The organism is Bisbaumannia pacifica (assembly GCF_007989625.1).
GTDB classification, from domain to species: domain Bacteria; phylum Pseudomonadota; class Gammaproteobacteria; order Pseudomonadales; family Halomonadaceae; genus Bisbaumannia; species Bisbaumannia pacifica.
In genome coordinates this window covers 15,639-30,741 of record NZ_BJUK01000018.1, presented here as the reverse complement: position 1 = coordinate 30,741, position 15,103 = coordinate 15,639, and the positions used below count along the sequence as shown (strand labels likewise).

Annotated in this window: 12 protein-coding genes; 2 read left to right on the top strand and 10 right to left on the bottom strand. The window is 69.6% G+C overall.

Annotated features, from left to right (window positions below; genetic code table 11):
- Positions 1-7: 7 nt before the first annotated feature.
- From HPA02_RS09410 to ptsP, 4 genes are all read right to left on the bottom strand, one after another.
- Positions 8-586, bottom strand: a complete 579-nt coding sequence (locus HPA02_RS09410; protein WP_222593988.1) for an antibiotic biosynthesis monooxygenase — start codon at positions 584-586, stop codon at positions 8-10.
- A gap of 474 nt (positions 587-1,060) precedes the next feature.
- Entirely contained in the window at positions 1,061-2,797 is a 1,737-nt protein-coding gene (locus HPA02_RS09405; protein ID WP_146802929.1) for a PTS fructose-like transporter subunit IIB, read from the bottom strand.
- Positions 2,794-3,768: a 1-phosphofructokinase gene (pfkB, locus tag HPA02_RS09400; protein ID WP_146802928.1), complete on the bottom strand. Its 975-nt coding sequence runs from the start codon at positions 3,766-3,768 to the stop codon at positions 2,794-2,796. The genes HPA02_RS09405 and pfkB overlap by 4 nt, the downstream gene beginning before the upstream one ends.
- 1 nt (position 3,769) lies before the next feature.
- Positions 3,770-6,616 (bottom strand): phosphoenolpyruvate--protein phosphotransferase, encoded by a 2,847-nt coding sequence (gene ptsP / locus HPA02_RS09395; protein ID WP_146802927.1) that lies wholly within the window; start codon positions 6,614-6,616, stop codon positions 3,770-3,772.
- A gap of 235 nt (positions 6,617-6,851) precedes the next feature.
- Between ptsP and cra the strand changes: the two genes are divergently transcribed.
- Together cra and HPA02_RS09385 are read left to right on the top strand one after the other, a co-directional pair.
- Positions 6,852-7,859 carry a catabolite repressor/activator gene (gene cra / locus HPA02_RS09390; protein ID WP_146802926.1) on the top strand — a complete coding sequence of 336 codons (1,008 nt, stop codon included), beginning with the start codon at positions 6,852-6,854 and terminating at the stop codon, positions 7,857-7,859.
- Positions 7,860-7,957: 98 nt separating this feature from the next.
- Positions 7,958-8,863: a cation diffusion facilitator family transporter gene (locus tag HPA02_RS09385; protein ID WP_146802925.1), complete on the top strand. Its 906-nt coding sequence runs from the start codon at positions 7,958-7,960 to the stop codon at positions 8,861-8,863.
- Between the two features lie 156 nt (positions 8,864-9,019).
- Here HPA02_RS09385 and HPA02_RS09380 read toward each other — a convergent pair whose 3' ends face one another.
- From HPA02_RS09380 to HPA02_RS09355, 6 genes are all read right to left on the bottom strand, one after another.
- Complete coding sequence (locus HPA02_RS09380) at positions 9,020-11,194, bottom strand: ATP-binding protein (RefSeq protein WP_146802924.1); 2,175 nt, start codon at positions 11,192-11,194, stop codon at positions 9,020-9,022.
- Between the two features lie 26 nt (positions 11,195-11,220).
- Positions 11,221-11,733 carry a putative pterin-binding protein gene (locus tag HPA02_RS09375; protein ID WP_232340961.1) on the bottom strand — a complete coding sequence of 171 codons (513 nt, stop codon included), beginning with the start codon at positions 11,731-11,733 and terminating at the stop codon, positions 11,221-11,223.
- Between the two features lie 246 nt (positions 11,734-11,979).
- Positions 11,980-12,792 carry a DUF2189 domain-containing protein gene (locus HPA02_RS09370; protein ID WP_146802923.1) on the bottom strand — a complete coding sequence of 271 codons (813 nt, stop codon included), beginning with the start codon at positions 12,790-12,792 and terminating at the stop codon, positions 11,980-11,982.
- 97 nt (positions 12,793-12,889) lie between these two features.
- Positions 12,890-13,561, bottom strand: coding sequence for a TIGR04282 family arsenosugar biosynthesis glycosyltransferase (locus HPA02_RS09365; protein WP_146802922.1), 672 nt, complete (start codon positions 13,559-13,561; stop codon positions 12,890-12,892).
- Positions 13,558-14,517 carry an arsenosugar biosynthesis radical SAM (seleno)protein ArsS gene (gene arsS / locus HPA02_RS09360; protein WP_146802921.1) on the bottom strand — a complete coding sequence of 320 codons (960 nt, stop codon included), beginning with the start codon at positions 14,515-14,517 and terminating at the stop codon, positions 13,558-13,560. The genes HPA02_RS09365 and arsS overlap by 4 nt, the downstream gene beginning before the upstream one ends.
- Positions 14,518-14,674: 157 nt before the next feature.
- A complete protein-coding gene (locus tag HPA02_RS09355) occupies positions 14,675-15,103 on the bottom strand; it encodes a universal stress protein (RefSeq protein WP_146802920.1) in 429 nt (142 codons plus the stop codon).

Genomic DNA, 15,103 nt, shown 5'->3' with positions numbered 1-15,103 from the left:
CTAGGAATCAGGCCCTAAGCTGGTGCCAGAAGCGTGCCAGGCGCCCTCTGTTGGTGCGGCCGGGGCGGGCAGTGAGCCAGGGCGCCAGCCAGCGGGTCACCAAAGGGATGAACAGGAACACCATCACCGGAGTCAGCATCAGGGTGGTGGCCAACACCTTGAGCACCAGGGGCAGGCTCGCCAAGGCCTCGCCAAATAGCCATTGATGGCCCAGGGAGACCGGGAAGAAGGCCAGCCAGATGGCCACCGCCTGCTTCCAGCGCGGCGGAGTCTGGCCGCCGGCCTCGCGGAACCAGCTATCGAGGCCGGTGGCGCGGTGCGCGTGGGGCGCCAGGTAGAGGCCCTCGCCGCGTTCGAGCCAGGCGCGCCGGGAGGCGGAGTGCTCCCAGGCGTCGAGGGTCTCGGCATCGCTGAAGCGGAAGATGATCTGGTACTCGTCGTCGCCGGGGGGCGGCGCCAGCACACCGGAGCCCAGGTAACCACGGAAGTCGGCGGCGAGCTCGCGGCCCTCGTCGAGCCAGGCCATAAAGTCGGGGTAGCGGCCGCGGGCCACGCGGCGGGCCACCATCAGGGTGACGGGTGACATCGTGTATCTCCTCGATCCACACGGCGCCCCGGGTAGGGTCGCCTCGGCAGTCGGGGCCGGGTAAGGCCCCCTGCATGGGGGATGCAAAAAGTACACCATTTCTCGGCGCGTCTCTACCACCGCGCAGAGAGGGAATGGCTAAGGAGCGCTGGGGACACGCCCCTCGGCCATTCTCCAACGATAAGCCCTCCCAAAAAGAGATTCTGCTCAGACTTAGCGTAAAACCACGACATGGCAGATCTCCGGCTTGCTGTTGTGGGAACTCGGCTATGCCGAGTGATGGGTCAGACCCCCCAGGGCGCCTGGCGGCGCCAATCGCTCGGAAGAATCCGAGCTCCCACAGCAACCACGGTGGCGGTTTGGGGGGCAGCATAGAATCTTCCAGCATGGCATTCACGCCAGAGTGCGAAGAACCTAACAAAAAGGGCATGGCCATCATGGCCATGCCCTTGGCTTGCGCGCCGCGCGGGTCGCTCAGGCGGCCACCGCCACCGGGGCGGCGCCGCGCTTGATCATGGCATAGCCCAGGCCGGTGATCAGCGAGCCGATCACGATGGCGCCCAGGTAGAGCAGCGCCGGGGTGATGGCGTTGGGAATCAGCAGCACGAAGATGCCGCCGTGGGGAGCCATCAGCTTGGCGCCCACCAGCATGGAGAGGGCCCCGGTCACCGCGCCCCCCAGCATGCAGGCAGGAATCACCCGCAGCGGGTCCTTGGCGGCGAAGGGGATGGCGCCCTCGCTGATAAAGCAGAAGCCCAGCACGAAGGAGGCCTTGCCCGCCTCCCGCTCCGGCTCGGAGAACTTGTTACGGGCCACGAAGCTGGCGATGCCCATGCCGATGGCCGGTACCATGCCGGCGGCCATGATCGCCGCCATGGGACCATAGGTCTCGGAGGCCAGCAGGCCGACGCCGAAGGTGTAGGCGGCCTTGTTGACCGGACCGCCCAGGTCGAAACACATCATCGAGCCGAGCAGGATGCCCAGCAGCACGGCGTTGGTGGACCCCATGCCCTCGAGGAAGGTGGTCAGGGCGGAGAGCACGGCCGCCACCGGCTCGCCGACGATATAGATCATCGTCAGGCCGGTGACCAGGCTGGCCACCAGGGGGATGATCAGGATCGGCTTGAGGGACTCGACGCTCGGGGGCAGCTTGACGTGGCGCGCCACGGCCAGCGCCACATAGCCGGCCAGGAAGCCGGCGAGGATGCCGCCGATAAAGCCGGCGCCGATATTGGCCGCCAGCATGCCGCCGATCATGCCGGGGGCGATGCCGGGGCGGTCGGCGATGGAGTAGGCGATATAGCCGGCCAGCACCGGGATCATCAGCGCGAAGGCGGTGCCGCCGCCGATCTGCATCAGCGCCGCGGCCAGCGTCCCCTCCTCCTGGAAGGCCTCGATGCCGAACACGAAGGAAAGCGCGATCAGCAGGCCCCCGGCCACCACCATGGGCAGCATAAAGGAGACCCCGGTGAGCAGGTGCTTGTAGACGCCCTTCTCCTTGATGCCCTTCTTCGCCTCGCCCGTGCCCGAGGATGTGGCGCCGCCGGCGCTCTCCACCTCGGCGTGCTCCAGCGCCGCCATAATGGTGGCCTGGGCCTTCTTCAAGGCGTTACCGGTGGAGGTGCGGTAGACCCGCTTGCCGGCGAAGCGGGTGGGATCCACCTCGATATCGCAGGCCAGGATCACCACCTCGGCGGCGGCGATCTCCGCCTCGGTGAGCTGGTCCTGGGCGCCCACCGAGCCCTGGGTCTCGACGCGGATCTCGTGGCCCAGCGCCTTGCCCGCCTCACTCAGGGCCTCCGCCGCCATAAAGGTATGCGCCACCCCGGTGGGACAGGCGGTCACCGCCACGATGCGCGTGGCGCCGGCGGAAGCCGCCGGGGCCTCGGCGGCCGGGGCGGTGAAGTCGCTGGCGTCCCGCTCGGCCCGTGCCAGGAAGGCCGCGGGGTCGGCCAGGGCCTCGGCCAGCGGGGCCTGGAAGAGGCGCTTGCCGGCGAAGCGTGCCGGCTCCGGTACCCGCTCCGCGGCCACCACCACCAGATCGGCGGCGGCGATCTGCTCCTCCGTCAGGGGGGTGACGGGTTCGAGCTGGCTATGCATCTCCACCCGGGCCTGCCAGCCGAGCCGGCCGGCGGCCTGCTCCAGGCGGCGGGCGGCGAGGAAGGTGGTGGCCATGCCGCTGGGGCAGGCGGTCACGAGGACGACGTTCATGCGAGGGCTCCCCCCGCGTCCACGTCGTTGAGACGACGCACGCGGGTCTGTTGTTGGAGTTGATGGAGGTCAGGGGCCTGGGGATTCCCCACCCCGAGATGGCGGACCGCCTCGGCGGAGAGGGCCGTGGCCAGGCGTAGGGTGCGCTCGGCGGGCCAGTCGGCCAGCACCCCATGCAGCATGGCGGCGACCAGGGTGTCGCCGGCGCCCACGGTGCTGGCCACGTCCACGGCGGGGGGGAGCGCCTGCCAGGCGCCGCGCCGGCCCACCCAGAGCACGCCCTCGGCGCCGGCAGAGATCACCGCCTCGTCGACGCCGGCGGCGTGCAGGCGCAGGCCGGCACGCCGCCGGGCCGCCGGCGAGTCGAGGGACTCGCCGGCCCAGGCGGCCAGTTCCTCCTCGTTGGGCTTGACCGCGGCGGGGCCGGCGGCGATGGCAGCATCGAGCGCCTCACCGCTGGTGTCCACCCAGAGCGGCAGGCCATGAGTCTTGAGGCGGGTGATCAGCCCGGCCAGGTCCGCCGGGGCCAGGCCCGGTGGCAGGCTGCCGGCGATCACCAGGGCGTCGGGGCGCCGCGCGGGATCGCTCAGGCGCGCCGCCAGCTCCGCTTCCAGGTCCGCCAGGTCGCCGGCGGTGAGGGAAAGTCCCGGGCCATTGATATCGGTGACCCGGCCATCCGCCTCGGCCAGCTTGGCGTTGATGCGGGTCTCGCCGGGACGACGCAAGCAGGCGTCCTCCACCCCCAGGGCCTGGAAGGCGCGCAGAAAGGGGCCGTCGTTGTCGGCGCCGAGGAAGCCCGCCACGGCGACCTCATGGCCGAGGCCCACCAGCACCCGGGCGACGTTGACGCCCTTGCCGGCGGCCTCGAGATGGGTCTCTCGGGTGCGGTTGACCTCGCCGGGGACTAGGCGCTCGAGGCGCAGCGACAGGTCCAGGGCGGGATTCAGGGTCAGGGTCAGGATCTTGGCCATCTCAGCGCGCCTCCAGGGCGTCGCGCACCGCCTCGGCGGTGGCCTGGGCTAGGGCCAGCTCGGCCCGGGCGCGGGCCTCGTCGAGATCGAACTCGCGCAGCCGCGCCTTGACCAGCGGTACCTGGCGGGCGCTCACCGAGAGCTCGTCGACGCCCAGGCCCACCAGCACCGGCACGGCGGCGGCATCCGAGGCCAGCTCGCCGCACACCCCGACCCACTTGCCTTGAGCATGGGCGGCGCTCACGGTCATCTCGATCAGCCGCAGCACCGCCGGGTGCAGGCCGTCGGCCTGGGCGGAGAGCTCCGGATGGCCACGGTCGATGGCCAGGGTGTACTGGGTCAGGTCGTTGGTGCCCACCGAGAAGAAGTCCACCTCGGCGGCCAGGCTCGGCGCCAGCAGCGCCGCCGAGGGCACCTCGATCATCACCCCCAACTGGACGTCGGTGGCCCGCTCGGCCTCGGGCAGCGCCTCCAGCAGGCGATCGAAGAGGGCACGCACGGTGCGGAACTCGGCGACGTCCTTGACCATCGGCAGCATGATACGCAGCGGTCGGCCGACACCGGCCATCAGCAGCGCCCGGAGCTGGGTCTCCAGCACCTCGGGACGAGTCAGCGCCAGGCGGATGCCGCGCAGGCCCAGGAAGGGGTTGTCCTCCTGGGGCACCGGCCAGTAGGCCAGCGGCTTGTCGCCACCCACGTCCAGGGTGCGGGCCACCAGGGGGCGACCATCGAGGGCGTCCAGGGCCTCCCGGTACTCGGCGATCTGGGCCTCCAGGTCCGGCGCCTGGGCATGGGCCATGAAGATGAATTCGGTGCGCAGCAGGCCCACCCCCTCGGCGCCACGCTCCACGGCATCGGCGGCATGGGCGGTGTTGCCCAGGTTGGCGGCCACCTCGACCCGGTGACCGTCGGCGGTGGCGGCGGGCTCGAAGCGGGCCGCCCAGGCCGCCTTCTCGCGGGCCTGGGCCTCCTTGAGGCGCAGCTCGGCGCGATCGCGGCGCTCCTGGGAGGGACGCGGGATCACCTGGCCCCGCTCGCCGTCGAGGATCAGCTCGTCGCCATTCTCCAGGGTCAGCACCCGCTCCCCGGCCCCCACCACGGCGGGGATGCCCAGCGCCCGGGCGAGGATGGCGCTATGGGCGGTGGCGCCGCCGCGGGCGGTCAGCAGGCCACGCACCCGGGCGGTATCCAGGCGCGCCACGTCGGAGGGGCCCAGGTCGTCGGCCACCAGGATATAGGGGTGTGCCGGCGGCTCGGGCAGTGCCACCTCACAGAGGATGCCCAATACCCGGCGCCCCACGTCACGCAGATCGGCGGCACGCTCGGCCAGCAGGCGGTCGGCCAGGGCCTCCTGGGCCCGGGCGGCGGTCTCGATCGCTTCCCACCAGGCGGCCTCGGCGGAGGCGCCGTCGCGGATGCCCTCCAGGGCGGCCTGATAGAGCTCCGGGTCCTCCAACATCTCCTCGTGCATGGAGAGGATCTCCGCCACCTCGCCACCCCGGGCCTGGGTCACCAGGGCCTCGAGCTGCTCGGCGCCCTCGCGGATCGCCGCCCCCAGGCGCCGCTCCTGCTCGGCGGCGTCCGCGGCCCGGGCCGGGTAGTCGAAGCGCGGGGTGCGCATCACGAACAGCGGCGCGATGGCTAGCCCTGGGGAGGCGGCTACCGCCGGATGGGGACGATCCGCCGCCAGCGGCTCCAGGACCGGGGCCGGCGCTTCGGCGGCGATGGCATCGCGACCCTCGTCGAAGGGGGTGACCCGCTCGCCGAGGCCGTCACGCACCGCCCGGTCGATGGCGACCAGGGCCTCCCCGGCCCCCTCGCCCTCGGCGAAGAAGACCAGCCGCTGGCCGCGGCGGGCCCCCAGGCCGATCACCTTGGTGAGGCTGGTGGCGGCCACCGCCTCGCCGCCCTCGGCCAGGCGCACCTTGATCGTCAGGCCCTGGGCCCGGGCCACCTGGATCAGCTGCTTGGCGGGGCGCGCGTGCAGGCCGTGGGCATTGAGGACCCGCACGGTCAGGGTCTCGGCCCCGGCGCCCTCGCCGGCCAGACGCGCCAGCACGGTCTGGAGCGAGGCGCCGACGAGCTCGCCGCCCTGCCCCGTTTCCAGCAGGGCATGGAGCCGCTCCAGCAGGCCGCGGTGGGCATCGCCCTGGGCGGCCAGGCAGAAGACCCCGTTGACGGCGCCGGCCTCGGCGGGGGTGGCCAGGGCCAGGGCCGGGGTGGCGACCTCGCGATGGCTATGGGCCAGCCACAGCCCCTGGCCCAGAGACAGCGGCGGCTGCTCGGCGATGGCCGCGACGAAGCCCGGGGCCACGCAGCCGGCCTGGCGCAGCCTAGCCGCGGCGGCCAGCGCCAGCTCCTCGGCGGAGTGGGCCGGGAAGCCCAGGCACAGGGTCTCGGCATCCAGGCGCGCCTCCACCACCGTCTTGGAGAGCAAGGCGGCCACCTGAGCCGGGGAGTCCGCGGCGGCCAGGCGTTCGCCGACGCCGTCGCGGTCCAGCACATGGGTCAGCTGACGCAGGATATCCAGGTGCTCGTCACTCTGGGCGGCGATGGTCACCAGCACATGCACCCGCTGGCCGTCGTGCCAGTCGAGGCCGCGGGGAAACTGCAGCACCCGCACGCCGGTCTGCTTGACGTGGCGGCGGCTCTCGGGGGTGCCGTGGGGAATGGCGATGGCATTGCCCAGGTAGGTGGAAGACTGCGCCTCCCGGGCGTGCAGGCCCTGGCGATAGTCGGCCTCGACCAGGCCCGCCGCCTGCAGCGCCTCGGCGGCATGGTCGAGGGCCGCCTGCCAGTCGCTGGCCTCGCAGCCCAGCAGGATGTCCTCCTGGCGTAACGTGAGCATAGGGTGCCTCCTGTGGTGGGCGCGCCTACCGCCCTGAGTCGAGTCTAGCCGGCCCAGCCGGTGGCCAGGCTCGTGACAAATCGAGTGAGTTAGCTTAGATGAATCGTGTCACCTATGGTTTGATATAAGGCTGGATCGTGTCACCTTAATAATCAAGCGGCTTGTTATTCGACTTTCGCAGGGGGCGGGTCGCCTCGCCATGACGTAGAATCGTGTCAGCCGCAAGGAGAGCCCCATGACACTCGCCGAAATCGCCCGTCTGGCGGGGGTATCCCGTACCACCGCCAGCTATGTCATCAATGGCCAGGCCCGGGCGCGACGCATCAGCCAGGAGACCGTGGACAAGGTCATGGCGGTGGTGGAGAAGCACCACTACCGCATCGACGCCCAGGCCGCGGCCCTGCGCCGTGGTGCCAGCCATACCCTGGGGCTGATCATCCCCGACCTGGAGAACGCCAGCTATGCGCGCCTGGCCAAGCGCCTGGAGCGGGGCGCCCGGGCCCAGGGCTATCAGCTGCTGATCGCAGGCTCCGACGACGACCCGGACAGCGAGCGGGAACTGGCCCGGGCGCTGCGCGCCCAGCGCTGCGAGGCGCTGATCACCGCCAGCTGCCTGCCCGAGGAGGACCCCCTCTATGCCGAGCTGATGGCCGCCGGCCTGCCGGTGATCGCCGTCGACCGGGCCCTAGACCCGTCACGCTTCGTCAGCGTGGTCAGCAATAACCGCGAGGCCGCGCGTCAGTTGAGCGCCTCGGTACTGGGCCCCAGGGTCGAGCGGGTGGTGTGGTTCGATGCGGTGGCCGAGCTCTCCATCACCCGGGCGCGCCGCGCCGGCTTCCGTGCGGCGGTGGCCGAGGGGGACTATCGTAGCGAGATCGCCTGCGCCTCCCGCTATGACCGGGATCAGGGCGCGGCGCTGATGCGCGAACTGCTGGCCGGCCCGGGGCTGCCGGACGCCCTGATCACCGCCTCCTTCACCCTGCTGGACGGGGTCCTGGACGCGCTGCTGGAGGAGGGGGGCCTGCCCCCCTCGCTGCGCCTGGCCACCTTCGGCGACGATCGCCTACTGGACTTCCTGCCGCTGCCGGTCAATGCACTGCCCCAGGATCACGACCGCATCGCCGAGATGACCCTGTCCCGGGCCCTGGACGCGGCCCGCGGCCACTATGCCCCCGGGCAGGTGCTGGTGGAGCGCCGCCTGCATCGTCGCCTGCCCCTGGCCGCCTCCGACCGCCTGATATAAGATATTCAACACTTGTTTTTCTAATCTCCCCAACTATCGGGAAACTTTGCCTCGGATAACGAGAAGTCGCTATCCGAGGCCGAGTCGTCGGTGAAAAAATGCAACCAACCCTCGAGCAACGTACTCTCAAGCTCTCCATCGTCATGACCCTCTCGGTGGCCAGCCTGGGAGTGCTCTTCGGGCTGCTCTCCGGCTCGCAATCGATCCTCTTCGACGGCGTCTTTTCGACCATCGATGCCGGCATGTCGCTGCTCTCGCTATGGGTATCGCGACTGCTGATGCGCGAATCCAGCCCGCGCTTCCAGCACGGCTACTGGCACCTGGAGCCGCTGGTGGCGGCCCTCAACGGTGCCATCCTCACCCTGCTGTGCTTCTACGCCTTCCTCAATGCCCTGCGCGGCCTGATGGAGGGGGGCCGGGTGCTGGCCTTCGACCTGGCCATCGTCTATGCGCTGGTGGTGGCCGTGGTCTGCTTCGCCATGGCCGCCTACCAGCGCCGGGTCAATCGCCGGGTGGGCTCGGAGTTCCTGCGCATCGACGCCCAGGGCTGGCTGATGGCCGGGCTGATCACCGCCGCCCTACTGCTGGCCTTCGTGATCGCCCTGCTACTGGAGGGAAGTGCCGCCGCGTCCTGGATCCCCTATATCGACTCCCTGCTGCTGGCGTGCCTGACCCTGGCCTTCCTGCCGGTGCCCATCGGCATCGTGCGCCGCGCCATGAAGGAAGTGCTGATGGTGGCGCCCAGCGCCCTGGATCGGGAGGTGCGAGGCGTGATGGAAGAGGTGATGCGCCGCGATGGCCTGCTCGCCTACCATAGCCATGTGGCCAAGACCGGGCGCGTCTCGGTGATCGAGATCCATATCGTCACCCGCCCCAACTTCGCCGCCGAGGCCGGGGTGGCGGCGCTAGACGAGATTCGCCGGGAAATCGACGCCGGCCTGAGCATTCCCGCTGAGAAGCGCTGGTTTACCCTGGCCTTTACCGCCGATCCACGCTGGGCCTAAGCGGCCACTCAGCTCCCCCGCCCCTGGGCCACCGGCCCAGGCCGCGACACCTTCACCGCCGAGACCAGCCTAGTCAGGTCAGGCATCCGCTTCCGGCAGCGCCTCCAGCCATGCCTCTGGAGTGCCGCCTTCACCGCCGAGACCAGCCTAGTCAGGTCAGGCATCCGCTTCCGGCAGCGCCTCCAGCCATGCCTGAAGGGCCGCCTGCAACGGGGCCCGCGCCGCCTCCAGGGCGGTCATGGCCTCCCCCATGGCCGCCTCGTTGGCGTCCCGGGCCTCGCGCTCCAGCTCGCCGGCCAGCCAGGCCAGTCGACAGGCCCCGACGCTGGCCGACTCGCCCTTGAGCAGGTGCGCCAGCTGCATGGTCTCGCGGGCTTCCCCGGCCCTGACTCGGCGCGCCAGGGTGGCCAGGCGGTCGGGGAGCTGACGGCCATAGAGGCTGACCAGGGAGCGCACCCCGGGAGTGCCGAGACTCTCGCGTAGCTCCTCCAGGGTGGCGGCCTCCAGGTCCTGGGTCGGCGGCGCCGCGGCGAGGGCCGGCGTCGGCGCCTCGGCGCCCCCCAGGTGATGGGAAAGCAGGGCCACCAGCTCGTTGCGATAGAAGGGCTTGGTCAGGTAGTCGCTCATGCCGGCGGCCAGGCAGCGCTGGCGTTCGTCATCCATCCCCCCGGCGGTCATGGCGACGATCGGCACCTCGGCCAGCCAGCCGCCCCGAGCACGCAGTCGGCGCGTGGCCTCCAGCCCATCCATGTCGGGCATCTGGAGATCCATAAAGATCAGCGCGAAGTCCTGCTCCTCGACCCGGCTCAGCGCCTCATGGCCGCCTTCTGCCAGCACCACGCGGCAGCCCAGGGACTCCAGCATGGCCCGCGCCACCTGCTGATTGACCGGGTTGTCCTCCACCACCAGCAGGTTGGCCTCATAGCGTGGCTCGCTCCTTGTGCCCTCGCTGGTGTCCGGCACTGGCGTGGCCGGCAGCGCGGACACCGCCGCCAGGGGGACCTCGATCCAGAAGCGGCTGCCCTCCCCCGGACGGCTCGCGAAGCCGATCTCGCCGCCCATCGCCTCCGCCAGGCGACGGCTGATCGCCAGCCCCAGGCCGGTACCACCGAAACGCCGGGCGGTGGAGGGGTCGCCCTGCCGGAAGGGTTCGAAGAGGCGGGACTGGGCGGCCTCGGGGATGCCGCAACCGGTATCGATCACCTCCAATCGCAGCCGCGAGCCGTCCCGCCACTGCCCCTTCAGCCGCACCTCGCCGCGCTCGGTGAACTTGATGGCGTTGGAGAGCAAGTTGAGCAGGACCTGACGCAGGCGACCGGGGTCCCCCAGCAGGCGACGCGGCAACTCGGGCGCCAGGTCACAGCCCAGGGCCAGGCCCCGGGAGCGGGCCCGAGGGGCGAAGAGGGTCAGGGCATTCTGGATCACCTCCCGCGGGTCGAAGGGCACTCGCTCCAACTCCAAGCGCCCCGCTTCGATCTTGGAGAAGTCGAGGATGTCATTGATCAGGTTGAGCAGCAGCCCCGCACTGTCGTGAATGGTGGTGGCGTAGCGATGCGCCGCGGCGTCCAGGGGGCGTCCCAGCAGCAGGTCGCTCATGCCGATCACCCCGTTGAGGGGGGTGCGGATCTCGTGACTGACGGTGGCCAGGAACTCCGACTTGGCCTGGCTGGCGGCCCGGGCCTGGCTGGCGGAGACTTCCAGCTCCCGGCTGAGCCGCTCCAGGGAGTCCCGGGCCCGGGCATGGGCGCGGGCCTCGCGAAACAGGAAGAGCGCCACCAGGCCCCCGGCCAGGCTAAGCAGCAGGATCATCGCCAGCAGCAGGCTGTAGAGCCCCTGGAGATTACGCCGCTCCTGGTGGGCGTTATCCGCCAGATAGCCGTTGATGATCACCACTAGCCGCTCGGTATTGTGGCCCAGGGCGACCAGTTGCTCATCGAGACGCTGGCGCAGGCCATCATCGAGTGCGGCGGCGGCGTAGAAGCGCTGATCCAGGGCCTCGATCTGGGTCTCCAGGGTCGGCAACATCTGGCGGGCGGCGGGGATCGACTCCAGCAGCGCCCCCAGTTCGCCGCGGCGCAGCACGTTGAGGCGACTGTAGAGCAGCTCCAGGCGCAGGCGCAGGGTCTCCATGTCGGCATCCTGGGCCAGCTCGTTGCGTAACTGCACCGTCTCTCGATCGAGCTTGTAGGCGGCCCAGGTGGTATCGACGCCCACGCTCTGGGCCAGGCTCTCCTGGCGCCACAACACCAAGCCGGTGACGATCACCGCCGCCGAGAAGAAGGCCAGGGTGGCGAAGACCCCCAGCTTGAAGCGAACCGGATAGCGCAGCATCGGTGGAGGCCTCCCTGCCTGGCGGACTAGCGCACCGTCACCTGGTGAACCTGCCACACCGAACGAAAACGGATCGTCTCGTTGCGCAGCTCGGGATGCTGGTCGAAGGGGTAGAGCACGAAGAGCGGCCCATAGTCGCGAATGCGCATCGGGTCGCCGTCCCGCTCCATGGCCAGGATGACATCATGACGCCGGAAGTCACTGACGGGAATTTCGGCCATGAAGTTATTGAGGGCGGTGACCTCGAGGCTATCGCCGCGGGCCCCCACGGCCTCCAGCAGGGCTCGAGCCAGGGGGCCACGATAGCGGCTGACCCCATCGGTCCAGGGCGTCGTGGTCTCGATGCTACGCCAGGGCAGGGCCTCGAGCATGCGCCGATCGAAGTGGGCTTCGTTGCCCCGATTGGTATGAGTAATGTCCCCCGAGACGATCAGCAGCACCGGCCCCTCGGGATCACGCAGCTCATGGGCCGCGGCCAGGGTGGGCAAGAACAGGCAGGCGCACAACAGCGAACGCCAGGCAATGGCAAGCTTTCTCATGGACTCATGTTTCGCTAGGGCGCCGCTCCCTGTCCCAGGGAGGACCACCGGTTGAGACGGCACTCGGACTCCCTATGCCGTCGGGCCAGGCTATCAGGTCTCGCGCCACGCAGCAGTTCTCCCTTGGGCGATGCCCATCGGACCGAGCAACCATATTAACGCAGTCTCATATATCACCGACACCCTGCCGGGGCCATTATGAAAAAAGGGGGCCGAGGCCCCCCGCTCCCCTTCCACGCGCTAGCCCTATTCGGCCTGCCCGGGGTGCTCGATGCGCACCAGGTCCTCGTAGGCGTGCCAGCTAGCATGCCCCAGTACCGGCAGGATCAGCGCCAGGCCGATATAGAAGGTCATCACCCCTACCAGCACGCAACCGGTGAGCATGACCGCCCACAGCAGCATGGGCCGGAAATTGCGTGCCACCGACCGGATACTGGCCTCGATGCCCTCCATAAAGGTGAGGTCCTGATCCATCAGGGTGGGAATCGCCACCACGCTGATGGTAAAGGCCCCAAAGGCCAGGACGGCGCCGATGGCAGTACCCACGGCGAGCATGCCGAGCCCCTCGGGGGTGGTCAGCAGCGCCGAATAGAGGGCACCAGGGCTGGGCACCTCAAAACCGAAGAAGAGCGCGAAAAGCAGGGTGGCCAGGCGGATCCAGGCGAGGAAGAAGATCATCATCATCACGCCCATCATCGCCAGCTGGCCGGTATGAGCGGTCCAGGCGCCGAAGGCATCGCCGAGGGTCGGCGCTCGACCCGCCTCCAGGGCGCGGCTGATGCCGTAGGAGCCCACCGCCACCAGGGGCCCGAGGAACATGAAGCCCGCCACCAGCGGCAACAGCCAGTGCCAATAGCCCAGGGTAAAGGCCCCCGCGGTCACGGCGATGCTCAGGCCGACCCAGAACAGGCCATAGGCCAGGCTGACCGCCGTGGCCTGGCGAAAATCCTGGAAGCCGGCGGCCAACCAGGCCTTGGGCCGGTCCATGCCCACCGGACTGATGGAGATCTTTACCACGGCATCGGTGGGTTTTTGATTCTTGGATGCTGCTGCATTCATGGAACAACCCCTTATCCCGCGAACGGAAAACAGAGCCTGGGTCAGGCGCCGCGACACCCAGGTCGTGGAGGAGACAAGGCTGGATGCCTCTACATTGCTAACTGTAGTCAAGGGCCTCGGGGCGTGCTTCGCCCATCTTCAACGGCCGGTGCGCGGAGCCTTCCCGAGCCCACAGCGCCTCGAGGCGCGGCAGCTCCGCGGGGCGATCCAGATCCCAGACCGTCGCCGGCTCGCTCCAGCGCCAGCCGAGGCCGGTCAGCGCCTGACGGGTGGCGACCATCACCGCGTCACCGCCCCAGGGCATATCGGCGAACAGGGCCGCATCGCGTCGCCACAGGCCGATCAGCCCATAGCCACCATCCTCGGCGGGCAGGAAGACGGCGTCCCGCTCGGCCAGGGCCGTCCAGCAACGCATCACCAACTCCGGCGTCACGGCGGGACAGTCGCTGCCCAGCAGTAGCCGTGGAGCGGGACAGGCGGGCTCGGCGAAGGCCGCCGCCATGCGCCTCCCCAGGTCTCCCTCCGGCTGGGGCGCTAGCTCGATATCGAAGGCTCGCCGACACTCGGCGAAGAAGGGGTGGTGGTGATCCAGCGCCGTCCACAGGCGTACCGGGCCGAGGCCCAGGCGCCGCGAGGCCTCGCTGGTCGTCGCCAGGGCCCGCCAGACCAGGCGGCGATGCAGGGACGCCGCCCCCGCGGCGCCCAGGGCCGGGATCAAGCGGGTCTTGGCCTGACCCGGGAGGGGCGCCTTGGCGAACAGCTGGATCATGTCAGGGCCCCGCCGCAGCTGCTGCCCTGGCCGGCGGTACAGCCATAGCAGTGGTCGGCGATACGGATAGGAGCCCCCTCCAGGTCATGCTCCAGCAGCTCGCGCAGGTGTACCTGCCGCGGGCTATCGCCCAGGGGCATGCGCAGTTGCTGGTTGAAATCGCAATCGTGCACCCGGCCCTGGTAGTCCACCGACAGGGTCGAGCGGCACATCAGCCCTTCCCGGGTAGCGGCGTTGTAACTGGCCTTGAGTAGCGCCAGGTAGTCATCGAACTGCCCCCTGGAGATCAGGGTGCTGCCGAAGCGCTGGATGGGCATATTGGCCAGGGTGAAGAGCCGGTTGAAGCGAATACCGAAGTGCTCCCACAGTTCGCGGTGGTAGGCCGCCTCCAGCGGCGCCTGGGGCGGCGGCAGGCTGGGCCCCTGGGGGTTGTAGACCAGATTCAGCACCAGGTCGCCGTCCGGGGCACCATAGCCCAGGGCATTGAGCCGCCGGAGCCCCGCGATGCTGGCCTCGAAGACGCCATCGCCGCGCTGGGCATCGACGTTGCCAGCACTGTAGCAAGGTAGCGAGGCCACCACCTCGACCGCCTGCGCGGCCAGGAAGTCGGCCAGGCTCTCCTGCCCCGGCTCCTCGAGGATGGTCAGGTTGCAGCGATCGATCACCGTGACGCCGAGGGCCCGAGCCTCGCGCACCAGGCGACGAAAATACGGATTGAGCTCCGGCGCCCCGCCGGTCAGGTCCAGGGTGGCGATGCCCTGGCGACGGATGAACTCCAGCATCAATGCCATGGTCGGCCACGCCATCGCCTCCTGGCGTCGGGGGCTCGCCGCCACATGGCAGTGCAGACAGGACTGGTTGCAGCGGTAGGTGAGGTTGGCCTGCAGGGTCGTGAGGCGCGCGCGCCTCAGCGGCGGGAAATCGGTGGCGATCAGGCGTGGCAGGGTCGCATGCATGGCGGCTCCTCGGTGATAGCGGCGGGGCTCTCCTTGAGTCGTGGCCGGACCTTCGACCTTACAGGAGGTACGCGGTTTCTATGCCAACGGATGCCAACGGATACCAACGACGACGCCCACCGCAGGGGTGGGCGTCGTCGAACCCCGCGGCGGCGCCTCAGCGCACGATCATCACCGAGATCTTGCTGTGATGCACCACATGCTCCGCGTTGGGGCCCAGCACATAGTCGACGAACTTGCGCTTGTTATGGGAGGCCATCACGATCAGGTCCACCTCGAGCTTCTTGGCGGCCTTGATGATCGCCTCCCAGGGCGAGCCCTCGACGATGGTCCGGTGCACCTCGATATCCTCGGGCACCCGATCCTTGATGAACTGCTTCTGGGCCTCGCCCAGGGAGTGGTGGGCCTTCTCGGTGAAGTCCTCGGGAAAGTAGGCCCCCACCATCGGCATGCGGAAGTCGGGCATCACCGTCACCACATGCAGGGAGGCGCCGAAGCTGCGACACAGGGTCACCGCCGTGGGCAGGGCCTTCTTCCAGGAGGCCTCCTCGTTGAGGTCCACCGGCAGCAGGATCTTCTTGTACAT